The 23093-nt window shown below is 60.3% G+C and carries 20 protein-coding genes and 1 tRNA gene; 8 read left to right on the top strand and 13 right to left on the bottom strand.

Annotated elements, in window-relative coordinates:
* The first annotated feature begins 580 nt into the window (after positions 1-580).
* Both E5S69_RS08865 and E5S69_RS08860 read left to right on the top strand, forming a co-directional pair.
* Positions 581-2098, top strand: coding sequence for a replication initiation protein (locus tag E5S69_RS08865; RefSeq protein WP_058698215.1), 1518 nt, complete (start codon positions 581-583; stop codon positions 2096-2098).
* A gap of 173 nt (positions 2099-2271) precedes the next feature.
* Positions 2272-2359, top strand: a tRNA-Ile gene (locus tag E5S69_RS08860).
* Positions 2360-3898: 1539 nt separating this feature from the next.
* On the opposite strand, the gene E5S69_RS08855 is transcribed toward E5S69_RS08860, so the two are convergent.
* The 13 genes from E5S69_RS08855 to E5S69_RS08795 all read right to left on the bottom strand — a co-directional run bounded on the left by E5S69_RS08855 (position 3899) and on the right by E5S69_RS08795 (position 17293).
* Complete coding sequence (locus E5S69_RS08855) at positions 3899-5626, bottom strand: ATP-dependent helicase (protein ID WP_058698213.1); 1728 nt, start codon at positions 5624-5626, stop codon at positions 3899-3901.
* A 255-nt stretch (positions 5627-5881) separates the two neighbouring features.
* Positions 5882-6727: a hypothetical protein gene (locus E5S69_RS08850; protein ID WP_058698212.1), complete on the bottom strand. Its 846-nt coding sequence runs from the start codon at positions 6725-6727 to the stop codon at positions 5882-5884.
* A 57-nt stretch (positions 6728-6784) separates the two neighbouring features.
* Complete coding sequence (locus E5S69_RS08845) at positions 6785-7402, bottom strand: DUF4400 domain-containing protein (protein WP_058698211.1); 618 nt, start codon at positions 7400-7402, stop codon at positions 6785-6787.
* Between the two features lie 3 nt (positions 7403-7405).
* Positions 7406-7699 carry a hypothetical protein gene (locus tag E5S69_RS32315; RefSeq protein WP_233528063.1) on the bottom strand — a complete coding sequence of 98 codons (294 nt, stop codon included), beginning with the start codon at positions 7697-7699 and terminating at the stop codon, positions 7406-7408.
* Positions 7674-8180 (bottom strand): hypothetical protein, encoded by a 507-nt coding sequence (locus E5S69_RS08835; RefSeq protein WP_058698210.1) that lies wholly within the window; start codon positions 8178-8180, stop codon positions 7674-7676. The genes E5S69_RS32315 and E5S69_RS08835 overlap by 26 nt, the downstream gene beginning before the upstream one ends.
* A 7-nt stretch (positions 8181-8187) precedes the next feature.
* A complete protein-coding gene (traD, locus tag E5S69_RS08830; protein ID WP_058698209.1) occupies positions 8188-10044 on the bottom strand; it encodes a conjugative transfer system coupling protein TraD in 1857 nt (618 codons plus the stop codon).
* Entirely contained in the window at positions 10044-11303 is a 1260-nt protein-coding gene (locus E5S69_RS08825; protein WP_058698256.1) for a TraI domain-containing protein, read from the bottom strand. Before E5S69_RS08825 ends, traD begins: the two co-directional genes overlap by 1 nt.
* Positions 11303-12352 (bottom strand): type IV secretion system protein, encoded by a 1050-nt coding sequence (locus tag E5S69_RS08820; RefSeq protein WP_058698208.1) that lies wholly within the window; start codon positions 12350-12352, stop codon positions 11303-11305. Before E5S69_RS08820 ends, E5S69_RS08825 begins: the two co-directional genes overlap by 1 nt.
* The gene (locus E5S69_RS08815) at positions 12349-13086 is read right to left on the bottom strand and encodes a conjugal transfer protein TrbJ (RefSeq protein ID WP_070940838.1); all 738 of its coding nucleotides are present in this window, start codon (positions 13084-13086) and stop codon (positions 12349-12351) included. Before E5S69_RS08815 ends, E5S69_RS08820 begins: the two co-directional genes overlap by 4 nt.
* An 11-nt stretch (positions 13087-13097) precedes the next feature.
* Positions 13098-15551 (bottom strand): VirB4 family type IV secretion system protein, encoded by a 2454-nt coding sequence (locus E5S69_RS08810; protein ID WP_058698206.1) that lies wholly within the window; start codon positions 15549-15551, stop codon positions 13098-13100.
* Positions 15545-15874 (bottom strand): VirB3 family type IV secretion system protein, encoded by a 330-nt coding sequence (locus E5S69_RS08805; RefSeq protein WP_058698205.1) that lies wholly within the window; start codon positions 15872-15874, stop codon positions 15545-15547. Before E5S69_RS08805 ends, E5S69_RS08810 begins: the two co-directional genes overlap by 7 nt.
* 1 nt (position 15875) lies before the next feature.
* Positions 15876-16223, bottom strand: a complete 348-nt coding sequence (locus E5S69_RS08800) for a hypothetical protein (RefSeq protein WP_058698204.1) — start codon at positions 16221-16223, stop codon at positions 15876-15878.
* A 17-nt stretch (positions 16224-16240) separates the two neighbouring features.
* Positions 16241-17293, bottom strand: a complete 1053-nt coding sequence (locus tag E5S69_RS08795; protein WP_058698203.1) for a CpaF family protein — start codon at positions 17291-17293, stop codon at positions 16241-16243.
* 442 nt (positions 17294-17735) lie between these two features.
* Here E5S69_RS08795 and E5S69_RS08790 point away from each other — a divergent pair, with 442 nt between their 5' ends.
* From E5S69_RS08790 to E5S69_RS08765, 6 genes are read left to right on the top strand one after another with little or no spacing between them, the layout of a single operon-like run.
* A complete protein-coding gene (locus E5S69_RS08790) occupies positions 17736-18443 on the top strand; it encodes a VirB8/TrbF family protein (RefSeq protein WP_058698202.1) in 708 nt (235 codons plus the stop codon).
* A gap of 16 nt (positions 18444-18459) precedes the next feature.
* Positions 18460-19359, top strand: coding sequence for a TrbG/VirB9 family P-type conjugative transfer protein (locus tag E5S69_RS08785; protein WP_171514464.1), 900 nt, complete (start codon positions 18460-18462; stop codon positions 19357-19359).
* A complete protein-coding gene (locus E5S69_RS08780) occupies positions 19359-20588 on the top strand; it encodes a TrbI/VirB10 family protein (RefSeq protein WP_058698200.1) in 1230 nt (409 codons plus the stop codon). The genes E5S69_RS08785 and E5S69_RS08780 overlap by 1 nt, the downstream gene beginning before the upstream one ends.
* 4 nt (positions 20589-20592) lie before the next feature.
* Positions 20593-21375 (top strand): transglycosylase SLT domain-containing protein, encoded by a 783-nt coding sequence (locus E5S69_RS08775; RefSeq protein WP_058698199.1) that lies wholly within the window; start codon positions 20593-20595, stop codon positions 21373-21375.
* Complete coding sequence (locus E5S69_RS08770; RefSeq protein ID WP_058698198.1) at positions 21372-22637, top strand: TrbG/VirB9 family P-type conjugative transfer protein; 1266 nt, start codon at positions 21372-21374, stop codon at positions 22635-22637. The genes E5S69_RS08775 and E5S69_RS08770 overlap by 4 nt, the downstream gene beginning before the upstream one ends.
* The gene (locus E5S69_RS08765) at positions 22637-23071 is read left to right on the top strand and encodes a lytic transglycosylase domain-containing protein (protein WP_058698197.1); all 435 of its coding nucleotides are present in this window, start codon (positions 22637-22639) and stop codon (positions 23069-23071) included. The genes E5S69_RS08770 and E5S69_RS08765 overlap by 1 nt, the downstream gene beginning before the upstream one ends.
* Positions 23072-23093: the final 22 nt, after the last annotated feature.

The raw sequence follows: 23093 nt of genomic DNA, 5'->3' as shown, positions 1-23093 counted from the left end.
AACACCTTGACTTCAGCGCCCGAACAGCTGCGGCACAAAATCTCTCACCTTCAATGGATCTCGCGTGGGACTCAGTCACCTGCAGCTCCCACCCATGGCGACCGAATTTTGACTGGCGTCTGTTTGTTTGTTTGTTTGTGTTGTAAACAAAGAAAAACCAACAAACCTACAAACAGAGCAGGGTGATCCTCATAAAAATCAAAAACTTATCAGCCAAAAGTGAGGGATACGCCTACCGCAAGGTGAGAAACTTTGTTCCCTCAGGTGGTAGTTGTATACGTCTAAAGGGAGAGATCGCGGAGCCGAAGGTGAGAAAAGAGACCAGATAGGTAGTTCAGGTGAGAGATTTTGATTCACTCCTGTGGACATCTCTCGTATACGCTTGTTTTATAAAAGCAATTTCAACCAGCCGACGATCGTGAGGTGAGAGATTGTGTACCAAGGTGAGAGATCATGTACCTCGGCCGACACGAGGCACCTATTCCAGGTGAGATGAGTCCACATTGACATCTCACCATCACCTGACTAAAGTCTCGTGCAATTCATAACGTAAACAAGCTGCCCTCTCAGGAATCCCGGCATGGCAAGCAGCGTAGCAAAGCGGGTGACACCACTACAGTACGCGCTCGACTTATTCGTCGAGATGGCGCCCGCACAGACAGCCATACATGAGGTCGCCACCGACAAGGATATTGGCTACCACAAAAACAAGGTCTTCGCTCGCATTGTCGGACTGGGGATGTCCGCTCGCCGGTTTGTCGACGCTGCGTACTTTATCGTGGCGCAGGAACCCGAGGTCAAGGAAGGCTACGAAGTCTCGCTAAGCTTTTTCAAATGGCTGATGCGCTATGACAGCAAGAACAGGAAACACTTTTCGAGCGTTATTCGCAGCGTGAAGTCGTCGATGCTCGAAGTGACCAGCGCACCCGTTGTGTCGGTGGACGCGAGCGGCCGTCTCCTTGAAAGCCCCGGTGCGGCACATGACGGCGACGAGACTGACAGCGATGCCCGCAATCCTGATGTCGATACCGTGCGGGTCTCAGACGAAGAGGGCGACTGGCTCGAATTGATCGGTCGGGTCAGTGTGAGGGACGGACGGATTCGATTCCGTGTCCCTGTAGAGCTTCAACGGCTCATCAAAGACCCGGAGAATTCGTATTGGACGAGCCTTCTGGTCACGTCGAAGTTCACGCTCATCTACGCTCGCGCCATCTATGACCACATCCTGCCCAACGTATCGGACGAGCGGACGGACTGGTTGCCCCTCGATGTTGTGCGGAATCTACCGGGCAAGTCATGGGCCAATAACGCGGAGTTCAAGTACTTCAAGCGTGACTACCTTGACAAAGCAGTAAGCCAAATCAACGAGCTTTCCGACATTGAACTGTCCTATGAGACCCGTGCGGGGACACCCCGGTCTAGGAAGAAAGACCAGATTCGTTTCCAGATGAAGCGAAAGGATGCCGCCCTGGCGTCCAAAGCGGCCATGCTTAATTCGGTGGCGCTCTTCCAGGCATTGGAGAAGGAGTTTGCACTGACTGACTCTCAGTTCGAGCGAATCGCGGATAACCGCAGCGTCTGGACGGATGAGAGGATTCAGCAGGCTATCGAATACGTTCGATGGCGTATCCGTTCCGGTGACAAGGTCAAGCGAGCATCAGGCTATTTGTTGGATGCAATCGCAAACGACTATCGCGTTTCCGAAGCAGACAAGGAAGTTGAGAGAGTTCAAGCCAAGCTCGCAGACAAGGCTAAGGAGGAAGTCGAATCGAAGTCTGCTGCGCAGACCGCGGTCGCGGCGAGCGTTGCAGCGGCAGACGCCGCCGCAGAGCGTCGCAGGCTGGAGGAAGTCCGCGCGGCTCGAGACTATTTTGAGAGCGCCGAGATGACGACCCGTGAAGACCTAGTCCGTAAGTTCGTCACGACGAAGACGATTGGGACGCGAACGATCGAGCGTCAAGGTCTCAAACCTGCGGACATAAACGCAAAGAACATTATGGAGCGACCAAATATTGCCACTTCATTCTGTTCATTTGTGGCCGGTGAGCTGAGGAAGGCTGCCCGCAGCCGTGCGAATAGTCAGGACAACGTTCTTTAGTGACGGAAAGCCGGCCTAACGCCGCGCAGCGTGGACCGCGCTCACCGGCATCAAGCGGTATCGCGTGACAAATTAGGCCACGGCGGCGTCCGCTCTATTGCGGGCCGGCCCCCACCAACCTCGGCTGCACGCATACAATCGCCGCACCTGGAAGTGCAGGTGCGCAATACTCAGGGCCGGACGCCGTGCTGGTTGCAGGCAGCGGACTCATAATCCGCCTCCGAGAGGACACCGTGGGTTCAAATCCCACCCGGCCCACCAAATGCGCAACGCCGATGCCCTCATTAAGCAGGCCGACTGAACATGTTGGAAGGAGGTCTGCCACCGAGGATGCCGCGAACTTGCTCAATAGCGGCCTGTGCCATGGCCGACGATGACCGTTTCGCTGACGACGGCTGGGCTAGGGCACGCGAGAGCCCAGTCGCAGCTCTGTCCATCTCGATCAGCCAGGCACGCGCTTGCTCATGCCCTAATGAATTACGGCGACCGTTGGCCTCGGTGATCACAATCGACGCCGAGTCGACCTCATAGATCCGACCGTCGGGTGCAGACACCCGTCGCCCACGGTATCGCTCAATGAGTTGGGCAACCTCCAGCCGGTCTTGTGCCGCCTGCGCGGCGGTTGCGCGCCTCTCGTCTTCTTGGGCCTTCCGAGTTTGGACGACATGCCTATAGTCTATGGGCCTTCCGAGGAGAGACTTGAGGTAGGCGAACAGCTCTCGTCCCCGGAGTGGACCAAGAAAGTGACCCGCTGCCGAAACAACGTCCGACAGTCGGTGGCCGGCCTCCCTCGCGAGCCGCATCAAAAGGAAGAGGGCGGACGTCGTCAGCTCTTGGTCACGCACGAGAGGCGCTAGATCAATGGGCACGGCCCGATCATCAATTTGCACAAACTCTCTCGGCCCCGAATGTTTCTTCGTAGAAGACTGGTTGGGGTTGTTTACGCCACTCACCGGTGCGAGACATGCGGAGCTGGACCGCGACTCATCGGAGCCCGTTCGAGGTTCTGGGTGCCCAAGCTCCCGGCTAGCGATCCCGATGCACTGTAGCAACTTTGCGGTGAACCCGATGCGCCCGACAACCTCGAGTTGCGTCCTCGTGCGTTGCTGCCTTTCACGCTCAATAAGCCCGGCGTCTTCAAGTGCGCCAAGCGCCCGATAGACAGTGGCCTCGCTAATCGCGAGGTGCTGCGCAATCGTTGCCTTCTTTATGAAGGCGAGCGAGGTGGGATCCTTCTGGTTCAGGGCGAAGCGGATGAGCGTTGCCAAGACTTGGCGATTGGTGATGTGCAAAGCGCGGAGCCCATCGGACTCGTAGACCAACGCGATCGCTCTGAGAATCCGCTCCGGCAGCCGGCCGGCATCGCACCTGGCTGGCTTGGCTTGCGAACCGTGGCTTTCGACAGGGGCCGGAGAGTGCGGCGCACCGCCACACGTTGTTGTTCTTCGGGCAATAGGAAGCCCGTCGAAGCGATATCTCATCTTCTTCGATCAATGCGCAAACTTGTGGGGAGCATTGACAACGAAGGGTGGGCTTCATAAACTCAGACTGTCTTGTTGTTGGACGAGTCAAGAGGGTTTTGAAGCCCGCTACGCCTTTTGTCAATGCCGATTAAAAGCCTGGAGCATGCGGACTCCAGGCTTTTTTCGCTTATGAGGATGCCTACGGGCTCAACAACCCCTCCTTGAAATCCGAGTGCCACCGCTACGCACAAAAATGAAGTGCCGGACGGCTATGGCACGCGCGATGGCAGGGAGCTCGCAACCATCAGACGCCACGAACGATCGGTTGCTTAATAAATCAAGTTAGCCCGGCTTCAACAACGAACCGGGACGTGGGGTTCTTCTTTGCCGTAGAAATCTGCAGCCAGTCGCGGGCGCGCGTGAGGGCAACGTAGAAAAGTCGCCGCTCCTCACTCTCCGGACTGGCTTCGTCCGGAACGATGGTTTCCTCGGCCCGGATCACAACAACAGCCGACCATTCGCGCCCCTTGGAGGCATGCATGGTCGTCAGCACCAAGGCGTCGTCGGCCGGCTCGTTATTCTTTTGGCGCAGAAACAGCACGCGTTCCGAGAATGGACCGTTCAGCCGCGTCAGGACGTCATATGCGGTATTGATAGCGCGCTTGCCCGGCTCGTCCGCCACAAACTTGAGCATCCATTCGCGCACGCCATCGAGAACGAGGGAAAGGAACTCGCGTTCACAGAGCGCTTGCCATTCCGCCAGCTTCTTCAGGAAATCGCGATACTTGTCGACTGTTGGTTCTGCGATCCCGGCCTGCACCAGGTCCTTTTTTCGCGGAATCGATCCCTCCGGCTTCGCCGTAGTCTGCGTGTGTAGCAGCTGCAGCTCATGCGAGCTGATTCCGGCGAAACCTAGCAGGGCATCGATGCCAGAGCTCTTGGACTTCTGAATCAGTTCCAGCAGGTCCCCCATCAACGCTGCCTCCGGGCGATCGAGGATAGAGCGGCCGGTTGCCCGGTAGTACTTGATACCGTGCGAGCGGCAGACGGCCTCCAATGGATCGAGAATGCGGTTCGTCCGCGCCAGCACGGCCGCCGTTTTGCCAGCCCGCAAAACCGGTGTCAGCGCCTCAACGGCTGAAACGGCTTCCTTGTACTCGTCCTCAAATCGCTTGAACTCGATAGCGCCGCCAGGCCCGCGATGGGCTACCAGCTCCTTCAGGATACGGTCCTTGTTGTTTCGAATGACACGATCCGCGATGTCCAGGATCTCAGTGTGTGAGCGGTAGTTCTTCCCGAGGATGACGGACCGTGCGTCGAACTCTTTGATGAATACCTCCATGCCCCGAAATCCGAGCGCACTTCGAAATCCGTAGATCGATTGATCATCGTCCCCGACCACCGTCACTATCGAACCGGCCTCCGCGTGCAGCGCCGTCCAGCGTGATTGCAAGCTGTCGCAATCCTGGTACTCATCGACCAGCAGGTACGTCATACGGTAGGGCGCAATGGTTCCGCTTTGCATCCCAGCTACAGCCAACCGCAGCATGTCCTGAAAGTCGATCTTGCCGTTCCGGGCCAGGGCGCTCTGATAGGCCTCATACAATTGAGCCTCCACAGTTCCTGAAGGCGGGTCGGCCAGTTGCATCTTGGCGCGCTCAATCGCAGCGATCGCATCCTCGACCTTCCCATCAAATCCCCCTTCCTGCAGGATCTGCCCGACGATAGCGAATCGAACGCCGTCGTGGACGATATCGGTGAGCTTGCCGGTTCCCTTCCCGAGTTGCTTATAGGCCAGCGAATGGAAGGTGCCCGCGAGCAGTCGCTTCTTGGCATCGGCCCCGGCTAGCGCCAGGATACGGTCACGCAATTCGACCGCAGCGTCCTTGCTGAACGTTACCGCGCCCACCGTCACGTCTGGGTTGGCGAGCAGCACGGCTGCCTTCGCCGCAATCGTCGCCGTCTTTCCGGCGCCTGGCACGGCCACGGCGACGCAGTGCTGACGCAGGTCGACCACCTCGCGCTGGGCGGGGTTCAGTCCTTCCAATACCTTTTCGAGCGACATGGCGATCGCAGTGTGGCAGTAAGTGGCACTTGGTGCCGGTTCAAAACAGCAAGTACCCCGAAGTGGTACCTCGGGGCAGATGTCGACGTCTGTTGATACGTTCGAAAGTGAGATCATGTCTCACGTGGTCCCACTAGCCATCACCAAGTGGCACTGCGTCCCACAGAGTGCCAATCCTCTTACTTCTAAACGGAGGGTAGAAACTAGGGCTTGGTGGGACTTGGTGTGACTGAGCGGGACCGTGCAGGCGGACAGTCAGACGCCGCGAACGGTGGTCATCAGCTTCAGGTGTGTCGTATAGCAGCGGAGGCCGAGCGGCTGGAACTTTCGCAGGAACCTCGTGACCTCGTCATTGACGTCCGTCATGTCGCGGATCCCGTTCCAGACCATGAAATCGAACTGGTCCATGGTTTGGTCGAACTTGATGAGGACCTGAAGCGCTCGGACGGCAAAGCGAGAGTAGGCCTGGACCTCCAGCTCGACGGACGGCCGCGTAATCGTCGGTTCGAAAACGATGTCGTCCTTGGCCCGCATCTCCTGCTCGCGTTGCTGGCGGTAGGCGGTTGCGACGCGCAGCTGCTCGTCGACATAGTCCTCGAGCTTTGCCAACTCACGCTCCAGGAACGTTTCGATGGTCGATAATTCGCTGCGCGAGAAGGTCGACTGACCGAAGCGCTGCAGGTTGAGCGACATGCGGTTCATGTACGGCCACCATTGCTCGAACAGCGGCCGCAGTCGGGTGTGATTCAACTTCAGTCCGACGGCCACGACAGCCGCGCCAGCGAGCTCGCGCTCGAGAATTTGACGACCCAGTTCGCGACGCCGGCGAACGATGGCTTGGCGGTCTGCCGGCGAGAGTTCGCGGAACAGCTTGCGGGTGCGCTCGACCTCTGCCTTCTTCTTCTCCAGGTCAGCCGTTGAAATGATGCCTTCCTTCCGCAGGGCGTCGGCAGACGCCTCCATCTCAAGCAGCTCCGACTCGACGTCATCGGGCCGATCCGCGGTGCCGGCAACGTCGACCGCAACAGCGGCCAGTGGCTGATCAAGCAGTTCGCTGACCGTAGCGGGCAGCTCGGCAGGGATTAGATCGGTAGTGGTCATAATTTCTCCTTGGATGGCCAGCCACTTGGCCTTTGGCATTCAGAAAGATGGTGTCGACTACTTGCCGACATGAAATGACGCCGCAAGGCGCCAGCTGAGCAAGCCGACCAGGCAGACGCCTAAGGTCCACCAGTAGGCCAGCAGGGAAATCGGAAGCAGCAGGGCGGATGCACCGAAGCCGAAGCACAGCAGCAAGCCATGTGCGGCGACATGGAACGTCACCGGGTTCGCGAACCCAGCGCCGGCGGCTCGGATCCTTCTCGACACGGCGCCGTCGTTGAGCAGCGCAGCAAGCAGCACCATGCCGCCAAACAGCCAGTAATGCGCAACCGCCGACCGATAGACCGCTCGATAGATGGTCAACCAGAAGTGCCGCATCCAACCACGCCCAAATTCGGATGCGCCGGCATCGGGTAGCGCCGTGTTCGCATCCGAGCCGGAGAACGATGCGCGCAACGCACCAGACCGGACAAACCATCGATCAAAGCGGTCGTTAGCCAACATCGTTGCCTTGTCCGCCTTGGGCTGTCCGAGCACATGTTCAACCGAACCCTGTTCCGCTTCACTCACTTCGAATACGGCATCGTCCTGTATGAACGGAGCGATGGCACATATCATCAGCGGCGCGGCTAGCATCCACATCCGAACATGGGAGACGAATCGACTGTTGGCCATGGCTCAGATCCAGTGCAGAGCGAGCAGAACAGGCAGCGCAGGGATCGCAGCGAGCGCGCCCCAGAACAATGCCGGCTTACGCGCCGCAATGCCAATCAGCGCGAAGCACGGGGCCGCGTTGCCGAGCAGGAATGCGCTTGGTATCGGGGTATCCGCATTCCCTGCGGAAATCCACGCCTGCATTTCGAACGCGAGTGCCTCGTCGACGCGAAAGAGCCGTGCGGCGATCCGCGGCTGGGTCTTGCGCAGCGAAGCGAGCGATTGCCTCGCCTTAGTATGCAAAGTCTCGAGCGACATCGTAGTTCTCGAAGTAGCGGGTAAAGCTGTACCCGGTCAGCACGCGTGCGGCCAACTGGAATGCTGCGCATCGCTGCGTCACATTCCCGGGAACTGGTTCGTCTACCACCTGGCAGACGTAGCCGATGGGCTGGCGTTGCTCGAAAGAGGGGATCGACTCGTGATAGGGATACCAAACGTTGTACTTCTCGCCCTTGAATGCGGCGTAGCGCTTGGCGTAGAGATCGTGGGCACGGCCGAACAGACCTTTCATGAAGGCCGCGTTGGCGTCACCATGCTTTCGAGCGGCGCGCCAGGCGGCGATAGCGTCTGTTAGCATCTCCTTGACCAACGGGTCTTCACGCACGCGGAAGTTCACGCCGATGTATTCGACTACCCGCGTGCATACGTCGTCCAGGTCTGGCGAGACGATGAAAACGGGCGAGAGCTTCGCGGAGAGTTTGTATTCCTTGGCGATTTGTCGGAACAGGCTGGTGCGCATTGACCTTTTAACCTTGGATAATTGGAATTCGACCCTGGTAGACGGAGCCACCGGAGATACGCAGGAAGTACTGCAGGTTGGGCAACTGCATGATCAACTCATGCGGAATCAATGGCGCTTTCTCAAGCTGGGTCGAACGTGACACGGAACCGCTGAACTCCCCGACATGCGCCTCGGTGCCAGTGCTTGTGCTGCTCGACACCACGACATTCCGGATGGCCGTGGTGCCAGCCTTCTCGCAGAACCACTCGGCCGTGTCGATATCTTCCAATCGTAAGACGAGCTGGTTGTTCAGATTGCCTAAAACCTGCTGCATCTTCGCCACGTTTCCCAGTTTGGCGGTGAAGTCCGAGCGTGTCTGGTAGGCGACGAATGCCTTGAAGCCTGCGCCACGGCCCTTGTTCAGGATCTGCAGCATCTGCTCGTTGATCGCCTCGGCTGCCTCGTCGACGATCAGGACGATCTCTGGAGGCTTCTTGTAGAAGTTGTAAATGGAACCGGCGACGGAAGCGATGTCGGCTAGCAGCATCGACATGACAGCCTGGGCCACCATAGAGTTGGAGAGCGAATCCGCACCGACATAGAGCACCGCCTTCTGCTTGATGACCTTATCGATGTCCCAGATCTCACGGTCATCGTCGAAGTCGTCTGCCTTTGGCGCCAGCATGAGGCCCGTCTCGCCGGTGGCCAGCATCTGGAGCAACGGCAGGGCAGAGGCGATGATGCGGCCGTAGTGGTCCCGATCGTGCTGGAACGTGGCGATGAGGCCATCGATAGCCTCGTGGCCATTCCCCTTGTCGGAGAAGCGCTCGATGTAGAGCCGGGCCATCCCGTCCAAGCGCGTGCCGCCTGGGCGCTGGCCGGCCTGTTGCATGTAGCCCATCACCTCCTCTTCCCAATCCGGCTTGCCGGCTTCAGGGAAGAAGCGCTGCAGGGCCCGATCCAGAAGATTGTTAATGCCGTTCTGGGCGTATTGAAGGATTGACCGCAGGTTCGGCTTGTCGCCGACGTAGAGTTCGCCCTTTACCGCGCGGTCGATGAACAAGAATGCGAACTGGCGGAAGGGTCCTTCCTCCATCAGCTGGGCGATGCGAGTTGGGATTTCCGAGGGTTGAGACCAATTTTCTAACGGGTTCAGGCGGATGGACTGCGAGGGAGCGGCCTGCTTCCAGTAGAGAAATTTGCGCCCAGTGCGCTCACACTCGCGCTTGACACGTGCGACCCACTCGCCGTCATTTTTCGGGTCGATGACGATTAAAACGTCGTTGGGATTGTGGATGACCTGGGTCGAAATGACCTCGTAGGTCCGGGTCTTGCCTGAGCCGGTCGTCCCGCTTACCGATGTATGGCCGGGCATCGCCTTGTAGTGAAAGGGCACCTGGATCTTCTTCGGCTCCATGCCGTGTATCCATGATTTGCCCTGGGGCGAATGGTCGGCAATGCTGCCCGCAGGCGCGAGCAGTTTCTCGACGCGCTCCACTATAGGCTGCGGCAGCCACCGCGGCAAGCCGGGAATATCGCTTGACGGCATGCGAAGGATGTCGTGCGCGATCTGGCAATGCTTCTGTGTCCACTCAAAGCCAGTGCCAAGATACATGGCATCGTCGGTCTTTCGTATGCGAGCGCTCAGCGCGAGGAGCGCCTCGATCGGAAGGACCGCAAGCCACTTGGTGGAGATGGCCAGCCGAAACTTCAGCGCGCGCCAAACCTGTGTAGACCGGAACAGCAGCATGCCAACGCAGAACAGGGAAAAATACCCGGCGCTCGGCATATCGCTTAGCAACATCAAAGCTGCGGCAAGAAGCCACCCGATCGCGGCCCGGAATTCATAAATGGGCCGAAAGTGATTGATGTAGTGGTGCATCACTCGCTGCTCTCTGGGGATTGCGGAGGGGACGCAATGAGGTTCGCCACCTTGTCAACCAGAAGGATGTCTTGGCCGACGATCTTGTAGAGCAGCTGGAACTTGCGAAGGTTGTCGATGAGCGTCTCGGACGCGATGCCGTAATTGCCGAGCATGCGCTTGCTAATTGCCAGCTTGTTATCGACCCACGATACTTTCACCTTTCCCGCTGACACGTCCTGTGCTAGCGCCCTGAAGAACTCGCGCATCAGGTTGGACGCACCCTCCAAGGCTTCCTTGAAGGGGTCGGCAGCCTGATCGGGGCGCAGCGACTTGGTGCCGTCGAGTTGTACGATGCTTCGCGCTACCTCGCGTTGCGTGCCTTCGGCTGTCTCGGCTTGAGACTGGGCTTCGCCAGTTCCAGGGCCTGCTTCCTTCTCCATCTGCGACACCACCACGGTGCTCGCGTTCTCCGGGCCGGGTGTCGAATCGGCTTGCGCCGGTGCTGGTGGGGCGGGTGCCTTGATCTGGGTCGAATCTACCGCGGCGGCTAGCGCTTCGACACTCGGTGCAGGCGTCCTGTCGGGCGCAAAGGCGGCGCGGCGGGCTTTGATCTCGAACTGTGTCACTGTGTCGATGGCCTGCCGGACAACCTTTTGAAGCAAGGTCTCGAGTCCGGTCGGTCGAGGCTCGGGGTTGATGGCGCCAAAAAGATCAGCGAGGACCTGGCCGTCGAACTGTGCGAGCCGGTCCGCACCAAGAATCTCGCGCGCCAGCAACGCGGTGCGCATGCGCTCCAGTGGGAGCACCGCATCGCGACGGGTGACGCGATACGTGTCATCGCTTAGCCACGGACCGAAAGCTCCATGCACGGCGGGGATCCACTCCGCCCCATCCCTATCCCGAAAGAATTTGAAGTGTCGGCATGACTCATCAAGGCGGGAGCAGCAGGCGGCGAGAAACAGCGCATACAGGTATTGCGGTTCCAACTGCCTGCGCCGTTCGGACGTCTGATTGGCCGCGAACTTTTGTGCGCCAGACAGGCGCATGGCGAAGTAGGCCGCCTCAACCGTTGCCCGGAACGCACCACCGGCCTCGGCGTGCTCGTTGTGGCGCAGCGGCATGCTGGAGAACCACGTCGCACAACGCTCCAGCACATCAAGCCACTTGCTGTTGAAGTCCGCGCCATCCGCTTCGTTGGCGTACTGTCGGATGAGCGCGACGCGGTCTGCCTGGGAGGAAAGGAGATCGGAAGCGGAAAGGTGAATGTGAGGGGTCATCATTTCCCTGCCAACTTCCTGCCGAGGTTCCAGGCTCCGCGCCCAAACATCTTCATGCCACCGGTGCCACTCACCCCGCCACCAGTTCCGAAGAGAGATCCGGCGATCTTCGGAATCTCCAGCGCGACAAAGCCCAATAGGATGGCAATACTGAGTGCGTAGCTTGCAGCAAGAAGCGTGTCCGTGCCGATGTTGCCAACGTCTGAGACGATGCTGAGCAGTGTGGCGCTCACCAGCTGAGAGATGATGGCGGCGACCACCATATACATCGATCCTGTAACCATGTAGTCCAGCCACGCTGTGAAGTATTTTCGGGAGACGTCCGCCATGCCAAATGCGACGGCTAGTGGGCCCACCACGATGCCTACGGCTACCTGCAGGTGACCCACCAGAATGAACCACGAGTAGATCAAGGCCGCAATCAGCACCGCAATGAATGCCAAGCCGAACAGAATCGCTGAGACGACGGCATCAATCAGTTTGAGTGGGTTGGCGAACCCCGCGAGTAGTGTCCTCAGCACGGAGTCGTAGAAGCTACCTCCGGTCCTTGCCAACGAGATTGGGACGTTGTAGATGTCTACCCCCCCGTTGATAGCTTGGGCGAGATCGTTGAACCAAACAAACAGCCCGGGCGCAAAGCTGGTGTAGCTGGCGTAGAGAGACGCGAAGATGCCAACTACCAGAAAGGTCTCAAAGAGATCCGTCCACGCGGATACTGCGTCGCTCGTTGCCGCGAATCGTAGGCCGGCGAAGACGAGGGTGATTACCCCGAGTCCGAATGCGATCTTGTTGGCGTCAGGTCGCGTCCGCTCGCTGAGCCAAACTGCAGCCTGGATGAGCCCGCTTCGCAGGCCGTTCATCTTGTCCAGCGCCTTCTTGATGCCTTGACCGACCTCACCAGGTGCGCCAGCACTTGCAGCCGTGGCGCTATCCCCACTGCTGATCGCTTCCTGCGCGACGGCAACGCAGGAAAAGAGGGTGAGGAAGCTGAAGACGAGCGCGGTGAGCATCGCACAGAGGCTGTGTCGGATCAGCGAGGCGTGGCTCATTTCAGGTTCAGGATGCGCTGACGTTGCTGTTCGCGTTCTGCCTGCAGCCGGCGCGCGACGTCTACCGACTCGGCCTCGACGGCCAGTGCCTTTTGATCCTTGTCGGCGTCTGACTGCGTCTTGGCGCTCATGATCTGCAGCAGATCGGAGTTCTGGTTTGCGAGGACATCCAGCATCTCATTCGTCGCTTCGGCAGCAGCTTGTGCCGTTCCAGTCAGCTTCATTTCCTTCTGGATCTTCTGGCGTCGCTTCGCCTGGGTCTGCACGTTCTTGACGACGCTGTTGCCCAGGTTGAACAGGTTCTTCGCGGTCTTGTCGCCGTTGGTGAGAAGCGTGCGCTGATCTTCAAGCCACTGACCGCTGGATTTGCCGGATGCGGCCACCATGCTCTGAACCTTGCTCAGGTAGTCGGCATTCTCGGAAACCGTGCCATAGAGATCCTTCAGCGTCACGCCGTAGACGTCGTATTTGCCGATGTCGTCCTTGATGGCGTCCAGCTGTTCAGCCAGGTGCACGGGGTCCATGCCGGTGGCCTGCAGCAGCTGGTTGGCCATCATCCGGTATTGATAGGCAATGTTTGTGTTCTCGTAGATCTCCGTTTTCAGCGATTGCAGGGCGGTCCGCGTCGTCTGGACCAGATTGGCCACATCGATAACGGGAAGCCCGCTGGCGTGGGCCACCGACGAAACAAGAAGGGATGCCGCGACCGCGGCCTTGATGAACCACTTGTTCACTGGAACTTTCCTTAGACGGATCGCGCGAGCATTTCGCGCACGTAGCTTTGCTGCCAGTCGGGTGCACCCGACGCGTAATGACGATCAAGAATCGATTGCGCGACACCATCCGAGCGCAACATCGCCACCATCTCGTCGGAGAACGGGCTTTGCAGCATCCGGGTCTGGGAGCGCGTGATCCACAGATAGTCGCGATTCGGTACTGCATCGTTGACCATCTGGATCTGGTCATCGGTCAGGCCGAACTTCTCCTTGTAAAGGTCCTTGCTGGTGTTCGCCTGGCTGTTCGGTAGGTAGATGAAGTTGCCGACGTTCTCTTTCAGGATCTCGAAGTCGGCAACCCGGGCCAGTTGTTTGAGCGATTGCGTCGCACCCCAGAGCGCCGCATTGAGCTTGCGGATGGTCACGATCCACATTTCGAACCGCTCGTAGAACCGTTTGTTGGTGAAGAAGAAGCCCAGCTCTTCCACCTCGATGATCGTGTATCGCGTGCCGAGGCTCTGGCTGATGCGATAAAACGCATAGTCCATGAACAGCGCGCCCGCCCGCGGATAGTTCAGGAACAGATCCCCCATCTCGATGGACAGGTTGTCGCTGATCTCGAACGCGTCTTCGGCATGGTCGAAGAAATGCCCGTACTGTCCGCCTTGCAGCCAGATTTGCAGACGTTCCCGCAAGCTGTCGTGCAGCAGCGTTGCGAGCCGGCCCAGGGTCCAGCTCTCTCGCCCATATCCGGCAAGGATTTTCACTGCCTCGAAGATATCCTGGCGTTGCTGGGGTGAAAGCGTGAAGGAGTCGTCCTCAATGGCCAGCGTCACCCACTCGGAGACGTAGGTGAAGTTCATAGGATCGGCCAACAACGACAGCGGATTGACCCGAGTCGCCGCTTCGAACTTGCCGGTGATGTCGATGAACTTCCCGCCACTCAGGAGCGCCGTGATGCGAGTGGATCTGTCCTTGTCGAATCGGATGCGGCGAGCTTCGTGCCTGCCAGCCTGGGAAACCAGGAAGTTCAGGAACACGGACTTACCCGCACCGATTGGGCCAATGACGATCAGGTGGGCATTTCCACCGGGCTGGTGCAGGTCGACACGCTGCGCGGTGCGATGGCGGGTGGGCAGGCAGGTCAGCGGTGGCACTTCCTTGCCTGCCTTGTCCGAGAGCCAGTCGTTGCGCGAGGGGCCGGGCATGACCGATCGGACCGGGGCGAGGTCGGAAACCGCGGGCGTCTCGACGAACTGCAGTCGGCGCTGCTTGTCCCAGCGGCCGGGCAGGGTAGAGTTCCAGGCGGCCATCAGATTGGCTTTCTCGCGGATTGCCCCGAAGCCAGCGTTGGTGAGCGCCCCAACCACCTCGCTGACCGAGTCCTCGACGGCCGCCTCGGAATCACCGTAGACGATGATGGAGATGTTGGCAAAGCCGTGCTGCGTGTTCTTGGCCGTTAGCCGCTGGAGCGCTTTGCCAGCTTCCTTGGCCAGTTCCTCGCGGCCCTCGTCGTTCTCGGCCTCTTCCTTGGCGAAGTACTGCTTCAGGATGGAGCGGATGTTGAGCGCTGCCATCTTGTAGAAGCGCCTCACCTTTTCGATGTAGGCCGCAGCGCGAGCCGTGTCGAGGAATCGATACATGATGCAGACATCGAGCTCGGCGTCGAGCTGCATCAGGCTGTCCAGTGCCGCTTCCTGAAAGCTCATCCATTCCTTAACGGCGACGATTGCCGCGTACCGCTTGCCATGGGCGGACTCGAACAACAGGCGCTCGGCGCCGACGGTCACTTCGGATTCGGTCAGGTGGGTGTCGAGCAGCGTCACCGGGTAGCGAATGCGCCTCGGCGGAACGCTCGGATTGGCAGCCTGGTGCAGGGCGGCGTAGCTTTCCTGCATGACAAGGCGGCGCGTGCGCAGACGCGGCACGCCGCCGGTGAAGGCGTCGAGCATCGACTCGAAGCGACGCGCATCGGTCGAGATCTTCTCCAGATCAAAGGCAAAGGCGCTGCGCGCGAAGAGCGTGTCCTTCGTCGCCTCGAAGATCGCCGCGTAGATGGACTTGCCACCGACCGTCATGTGGAAACCGGCCTTGTCGAAGAACTTCGCGATGCCGCTCTCCGGCGTGTAAGCGAGTGCCAGCGAGTGGGCATTGTGGAAGTACTTGCCGGTCGTCATGTGCGCCCGGTTAAGGGCGTCCAGACGCTCGTCGGCCTGCGAGGCGAACTCTCCTTCAACGTAGTCGCGAGCGCGCCGATGGCTGATCTTCCACCACGCGGTAATCCGGTTGTCGAACGTACGGCATGCCTGGTCCAGCTGATTGCGCGCAGACGTGATGTCATTGCTGTCGGGGCTGTCGGCGTCCACACCCTGAAACGCGTAGGAAGCGAGTAGCGACCCATCCTTGTTGAGGACGAGTTCCGGCGTAATCGATGTCAGCCACGGCACCAACTCATAGAGGGGACGGCGCTTTAACTTCAGCATGGCAGGTCGCTGTCAAAGCCGTAGGGACGGCGAAAGAGGGTATGCAGCTTGCCGTGCCACGGGGTGGACTCGTACAGATCGCCGTAATGGTTATAGACGTTCAGAATTTGGTTCCACCATGGATCCCGGGTCGTGAGCCAGCGCAAGAGCGCATGAAACGCCATGCCCATCAGCACCACCGCGACGGGGATCTTCCAGCCGCTGCGGAACGTCACGTACACCAGCAGAGCGACCACCGTGCCGTTGGCGATGGCCAGTCCGCGCACGGCCCCGCCGATTTGGCGAGGGCGGGATAGCCCAATGCTGACGTGGTGTTCGCGCATATCAGAATCCGGAGCACTGGGCAGCAACGCCGAGCGTCTTCATGATCGCCGGGGCTGCAGCGGCAAGACCGATACCGATACAGATCACCGAGACGAACTTCATGATGGTCGACTCGGAGTTGGCGATACCGATAGCGCCCAGGACGATCAGGATCAGACCGGCGACAAAGAGGTACTTCGTGTTGATGAACGTGGCGATGCCGCAGATGAATTCGCCGAGGTTGCCGAGGAACCCGTAGTCGGCCGCGACGGCGGATGTGGCCACGCTCAGCATGCCGACCAGGACCAGCATCGACGGGGCGTACTTGCGCGCCGTCTTGGCGGCACATTGAACAAACGGGGAAGACATTGGAGAGACTCCTTGGTTTAGAAAACGCGTTCGATGTCGTAGTCGTTGTTGCGGAAGCCCTTGATCTCGATGATTTCCGAGACGTGCCGCATTTCGCCGGTGCGGCGCATATGCACCACGTAGTTAAAGCACTCAGCGATGAGCTTGCGCATGTCATCCAGTTCCCAACGAGAGCCTGGCGGGATGCCAAGCATCGCCAGGCTTTCCATGCGGGAGAGGGCCGAGCGGGCGTTGTTCGCGTGTAGCGACGCCATGCCGCCGTCGTGACCCGTGTTCAGCGCTTGCAGCAGGTCGAACGCCTCCCCGCCGCGGACTTCGCCAACGAGGATGCGGTCGGGGCGGAATCGCAGGGCGAGCGCGACCAGCTGTTGGGTGGTCACGTTCTTGTCGGTGTTGGAGAGCAGGCGGACCGTATTGGGTACCCGCGTTTTGAGTTCCATCGTGTCCTCGATGGTCAGGACACGCTCGCCGTCGGGAATGTTCTCGACCAGTGCGTTCAAGAATGTGGTCTTGCCGGAAGATGTGCCGCCGGCGACTAGGATGTTCTTCCGCTGCAGGACAAGCTCAATGAGGGCATCCTTGAGCGCTTCATCTTCGACAGAGCCCGTGAATATGGGCTGATCGGTGTGTTTGCTGCAGGCGTGCCGGGACGAGAAGGCCCCCGCCTTCACATAGTCGCTAAGAGAGAGATTGGTCTCGCGGTGCCGGCGGATGCTCAGCGCATGGCCGTCAATGGCTGTGGGCTGCATGACGGCGGCGATCCGAAGCCCTTTGTGGCCCGCATTGATGATGCCTTGTGCGGTGCCCCGCACCGCAGACTTCTGCACCGAGGAAGCCAGGGAGCGAACAGCACCTTCCAACTTTGCGGGCTCGATCCTCACGTCCAATCGCGTCATCTCGCCGCGCCGCTCCACCCAGATGCTGTCGTGCCTGTTGACCATGACCTCGGCCACATCGGACGCATCGATGTAGGCGCGTATTGGCGCGAGCGATTCAAAGAACATCGCGACCGCGCTTTCTTCGAGCTGGCTGAGTTGCAATATGGGGTGGTTGGAGACTGAGGATTCCATGCCCGCTATTGTTGGCGGGCGATGTATCGTGTGGCGCGTTGAAAGATATACGACTTTTGCCAGCTTTCTACGGTTCTTCGGCACGGCTCTGATCTGAGCCAACGCCTTGGTGTGGTGCGAAGAGGAAAGTCTGAGCATGCTCATGCTGTTTTCGCGGAAAGGGATACCAAAACCATCGGCTTTCCGGGTAATCCTCCTTCGGGGCAGTTGGATATAGGGTGCGACGGGAGAGGCAGCATCAAACGACGCCTCTAGCCGGCTCCCAAAGCCCGTCGCAGGATCCAGGCGTCGCTACAGCGTCCGGAGGTCTCTCAAGTGTCCTGCGTGATCTGGCGAGATCGCGGAGATTCTCGGAAAGCCGCGCAAAATCGCATGGCTTTCTGCGACCTGAAGGGGTGACTTCACTGCTTAAATTGGCGGCATCCCAAAGGACTGCCGCAGCATGCGCTTCTTCCGCAAAGATTCCGACAATGCCAAGCCCCTCGCCGTTGCGCCAGGGATGTATGGCAATGAAAGCCCCGAGCAGCTGATCTTCGATCGCACCACAAGAATCTCCGTGGAGCGCAACCATTGGAAGGTCGCAACCCTCGGCCTGGGCTGCATTGCGTTGGCGGCGATCATGACGCGTGAACCGCCGCCTTCGGTCGTGAAGGCTGTAGGCGTGTCGGCGGATGCGAGCGGCAAGCCGATCGTGCGAGAGCTTGAGGCGTTCCAGCCGGAAGGCATTCAGTTGCAATGGGCCCTCAAGGATCTCGTGACGCGCTGGTTCACCATCGAACCGATCCTGACAACCCAGGTCGAGGACTCACGGATGGCGCGCAACCTGCGTTCTGTCCGCGAACAGATGATCGGATCCTCTCGCAAGCAGTTCGAGGATTGGGTGGCAGAGGATGAACCGTTTCGGCAAGTCGGTGCGTCGGCAACCCTTGTCCGCGAAGTCAAGGTAACCAATGTGGCCGTCCTGCCCGACAGTACCGTCGCGGTGGAATTCATTACCACCACGACGGAGGACGGCTACAAGCCGCGCAAGATGCGGTACGCGATGACGTTCCGCTACCAGGTAAAACCGCCGACGAGCGACGCCGTGCTTGGCACGAATCCATTCGGTGTCCATCCCGTTTTCTTCAGCCTCCAGAAATCGCCGGCATGAAGCCGGGTCTACGCTCATGGATATCCGCAAGTCATCCCCGCTGAGTTCCCTGGTTGCCGCCGCTGTGATGGCGCTGACTCTTGCCATACCGGACGCGCACGCCGCCGATAAGCCGGTGCGCCGGGTCGGCGCCAGTGTCGCGGGCCTCGGCATCGGCGACATTAGCGACGCCATGAACCCGGCCAACCCCTTTAACGGCGGCGTAGAGCCGATCGCGCTGCCGGGTGACTCCCGCCTCGTCGTCTTTACCTACAACCGCGACCAGATCTTTCGTGTGCTGAGCGCGCCGCTGAAGATGACCACGATCGAGTTCCCCGAGGACGAGCAGATCGTTGGCGAGCCGGCGTGGGGTGAGAGCGTTCGTTGGGACTACGAAACCGATGGCCTGAACCATCTGTACGTGAAGCCCCAAGCGGCGGGTCTGGTGAATACCCTTTCAGTGAACACCAACAAGCGCAGCTACGAGTTCACGCTCGTATCGTCGCCGTTGGGCGGCATCTTCTACCAGAAAGTGCGCTTTCGTATCCCCACGACGTTTGCGGCCAAGGCCAAGACGCGTAGTGATGCGAGAGGCGAGCGGGGCGAGGGGAGAGCTGATCTGGAGGGCGTTCGCAATCCGGATGCCCTTGCCGTAGGGCCTGAGCAGCTCAATTTCGAGTATTCCATCTCGGGCAGCGCCAGCTTCAAGCCGGAGGCAGCCTTTGATGATGGCAAGGCGGTGTGGCTGCGGATACCGAAGGGCGCGGACTGGCCGGTGCCGCTGGCCAAGGACGGCAGCGACTATGTGGTCGTGAACTTCATACGCCGTGGCGACTTTCTGGTCGTACAGCGGCTGGCGGAAGCCATCGCCCTGCGCTCCGGGAGCGAGGAGGTCAAGGTCGAGCGCGGTCGCCGGCGCATCCTGGGGCTGTTCTGATGCGCGATCGCACATCGTCCACCGGTGTCTCCGATGTGACGGATGCGCAGGAGCGCACCGTCAAGGGAAAGCTGCCGCGCAACATCGTCATGGCGCTGGGCGTGATCGCCGCCTTGCTGGTGGGCGGGCTCGGCTACTACTTCCAGTCGGTCAGCGAAGAGCAGTCCGATGCCAAGGCCGAGCAGGATCGGGCGGAGCAGCTGCGCCAACGGGCCAGCAGCGGCGACAACGGGCAGACGCTCGAGGCCACGATTCGTGATCAGGCGGCCAAGGCGCGTGCTGAAGCGGAGCGCCAACGCGCACTGGCAGTGAAGCCGGACACAGGCAGCGCGCCAGTGATGACGGCGAAGGATCTTGCCGCCCCGGCCAAAGCTGCAGCATCCGATGCGAAGAAGAACGAAGAAGACGATATCTTCACGGCCTCGATCTTCAAGAAGGGCATGCGCAAGTCCCAACTCGGGCAGGCCAAGGTGCCGGCCGGGCTTGCTGATCTGACCGATCCCGCGCAGATGCGGGCGCTGCAGCAAGCCGCCGTGGCCCGTGCCAGCACTGCCAACGGGGCGCCGGAAGCGCCGGAACTGGCCGTCTCGCCGGACAAGCAGTTTCTCCGCGAAGCAGGTGCCATGACGACCTTGCGCACCGGCTTCGACGGCAAGCTCCCGAAGTGCACGCTGAGCCGAGGCTTCGTCATCCCGGCAACGTTCGCGGGCGGCCTCAATTCGGACAAGCCGGGCGAATTCCGCGCGACCGTCTCGCAGGACGTCTACGACACGGTGAATGGGCGGTGCAAGGTGATCCCAGCCGGCAGCACCCTGGTAGGTGCCTACAGCGCCGAGGTCACGATCGGCCAGGAGCGCATCCTCGCCGCGTTCGTCCGTATGCAGTTGCCCAATGGGAAGACGGTGCCCCTCATGGGTATGCAAGGGGCGGACCCAAACGGGCACTCCGGCATCAGTGGAGACGTCAACAACCATTTCTGGAAGATCTTCAGTGGCGCCCTGGTTATCGGTGTCCTTCAGCAACGCTTTAATGACAGCAACACAGCCACAACCGTGGGACCGTCTGGCCTGACGACGTACGGCAATGCTGCCGGCCAGATTGCAGCGCAAACCGCATCCACCATCCTGAACCGCAACCAGAGCATCCGTCCGACGATCACGACCGAGCCGGGCCAGAAGATGATGGTGCAAGTCAAGCACGACATGGTGCTGGAGGCATATCGTGACTAAGACCATGCTCGCCCTGACCACGCTGGTACTCGCCGGCGCGGCACAGGCCGCAATGATTCAGGCTGTGATCAGCCCGAACGCCTTGGTAGTGCATGCCGATGGAAAAGACCGGCTGCACACCATCGCCGGAAAACCGGTCCTGTATTGCGGCCTCGACGCGTTTCTAGGCTGGTCGGCCAGGCTGGTTGGCGCATTGATCGAGCCCGGGGCCGAGGAAGGTCCAGTCGTCCAACTCGGCGGGAAGGCCGTGCCGATCGCTGTCCTCCTCGCACGCGAAGGCTGGCTGCGGCCGCCCATCCTCACCGAAGCAGCCCAAGAAGCGCTCGCGGAGCGCCGTGGCGGGTGGGGTTGCGCGCCGAAGACCGAGCCGTTTTCTCAGATGGGCCAACGAGTCGATCCCAAGATTACGGCTGGCATCGCGATGAATGAATCGGCATACCGCGGCCGCCCTTGGCCGTGGACCTTGAACGTCGCGGGGCGCGGCATGTTCTTCGCCACGCGCGAGGAAGCGTACGCGGCGGTCAACCGCCTGCTGGCCAGCCAGCGCTGCGATTTTGATGTCGGTCTTATGCAGGTGAACTGGTGCTATCACGGCAAGCGCTTCTCGTCGCCTTGGGAAGCGCTCGCACCGGCGACCAATATCCGCGTAGCGGAGGACATCCTGGCCGAAAACCTGCGGCGCAGCGGCTCCCCGATGAAGGCCGTGGCCTGGTACCACAGCGCCAATCCGGAGCGCGGCGGGCCGTACTTCGCTCGTTTCATGAACCACGTCGCCCAATTCCGATGATCAGGTCGCTTCTTCTCTCCGCGCTGGTGTTGATGGCGAGCGCTCACGCAGCGACCGACACCGAGCCGCTGGACTTCGATTACCAGGTCGTTGCGCGGGCTGCGGATCGGCCTGCCCTGATCTTCAATGACGGGCTCTCGACGTATATCCAACCGCGGCCGGGCCAAGTGGTGCAGGCTGACGGTGCCGCGCAGAACGGCCCGTACTGGGTGGTCGATGGTGTTCCCGATGTGGTGCGCTATTCGGCCAACGGCCAGGCGGTCGTGGCGCGTTGGAAGCGAGCCAACGGCTTTACGTCCGAGCCGGCCAATCCGCTGGGCGATCTGCCGCGCGCGGCGATCTCGGGCAGGCTGGCTTTGATCGGCAGCTATACGGGCTTGCCACTGGTGCGCGCGGGACGGTCGTCCCTGCCATTGGCGCAAATGGTCAAGTCTATTGCGCCTGCCGGTTGGACCGGCACGGCGCAGAAGGACATTCCGCTGACGGATGACGTCTCGATTGAGCTGCAGGGTGGCGAGAACTGGCTCCAGGCGCTCGCGCGGGTCCTCGATCGCCGCGATCTTTACGCCGAAGTGGATTTCACTCGCCGCAACATCGCACTGCGCGTTGCGCCTCCGAAGAGCTTCTCGGTGATGGGTGAAGCGTCGGCCGCGGGGACGGGTGGGCTGGTGCAAGCTTCTGCGACAGCAGCCCATATGGAGCCGGGCGGCCCAACAGAAGCCGCAGCGTCGGTGCCGGTGGCCGGAACGCCTTTGCCGGAGGGCCCGACCCTGGCATCGGCCTTCGGTGCCGTCGCAATCCGCGACAACAAGCAGGGTCGCATCGAGATTCGGCTCGAGCAGGAGCCCAGGGACCTGGTGTTGCGCGACGAGACCGATAGCAAGATCTGGACGAAGTGGGATGAGGCCCAGCGCGTGCTGTCCTTTGCCACCGTCGACCGGTTTACGGCGATAGCGGACGGAAAGTCCGTGAGTGTGCAGCGCGTGCCGGAGATTGACTACGTCTTCCCGCGAGAGAACGGCGCCGGGTTGGAAATGGCTTTCGAAAAGGACGGCACGACCTACCTGAGCTTCGCCAAATCGATGGTCAGCGTGTCGGTCTTCGGCGATGACCACCAGCGCAACGGTGAGCAAAAGGACCGCTACTACAAATTCAACGGCATTGCGGCGCGATTGACGGTGATCGCCGACGGAAACGTGGTCTACGTGGATCGCGTGCCGCAAGTGCGGTTCAAAGAGCAACCCGGGAAGGTGGCGCTGTGATGATTCGCAGGATCGGAGCGCTGATCGTCACCTCACTGCTGGCTGGGACTGCCTATGCCGACTGCCTGGACGATGCCGCCGTATTCCACGGTGTCAGCCCGCCGCTGCTGCGGAGCATCGCCATCCAAGAGTCCGGCATGAGGCCGTGGGTGACTAACCGAAATACGAACGGCTCAGAGGATATTGGGCTCTTGCAAATCAACTCGATTCACTTGCCGCGGCTGAGCAAGTACGGCATTACGCGGGCCCACCTCTTCGATGGCTGCGTGAATGCCTACGTCGGCGCCTGGATTCTGCGCGAGAACATCCAGCGCTTCGGCCCGACATGGAAGGCGGTTGGCGCATACAACGCCGCGTCGCCCGACAAGCAGTTGCGGTACGCCAACCAGATCCATGCCCGGTGGCAGGCGCTGCAACGTGCCGCATTGCGGTAGTCCATTCCGTTCATTCGAAAGC

The sequence above is a fragment of the Cupriavidus necator genome, from assembly GCF_013141915.1.
Taxonomy (GTDB): domain Bacteria; phylum Pseudomonadota; class Gammaproteobacteria; order Burkholderiales; family Burkholderiaceae; genus Cupriavidus; species Cupriavidus necator_B.
Note: the sequence above shows the minus strand (reverse complement) of the source record. Positions and strands in the feature narration are given on the sequence as shown.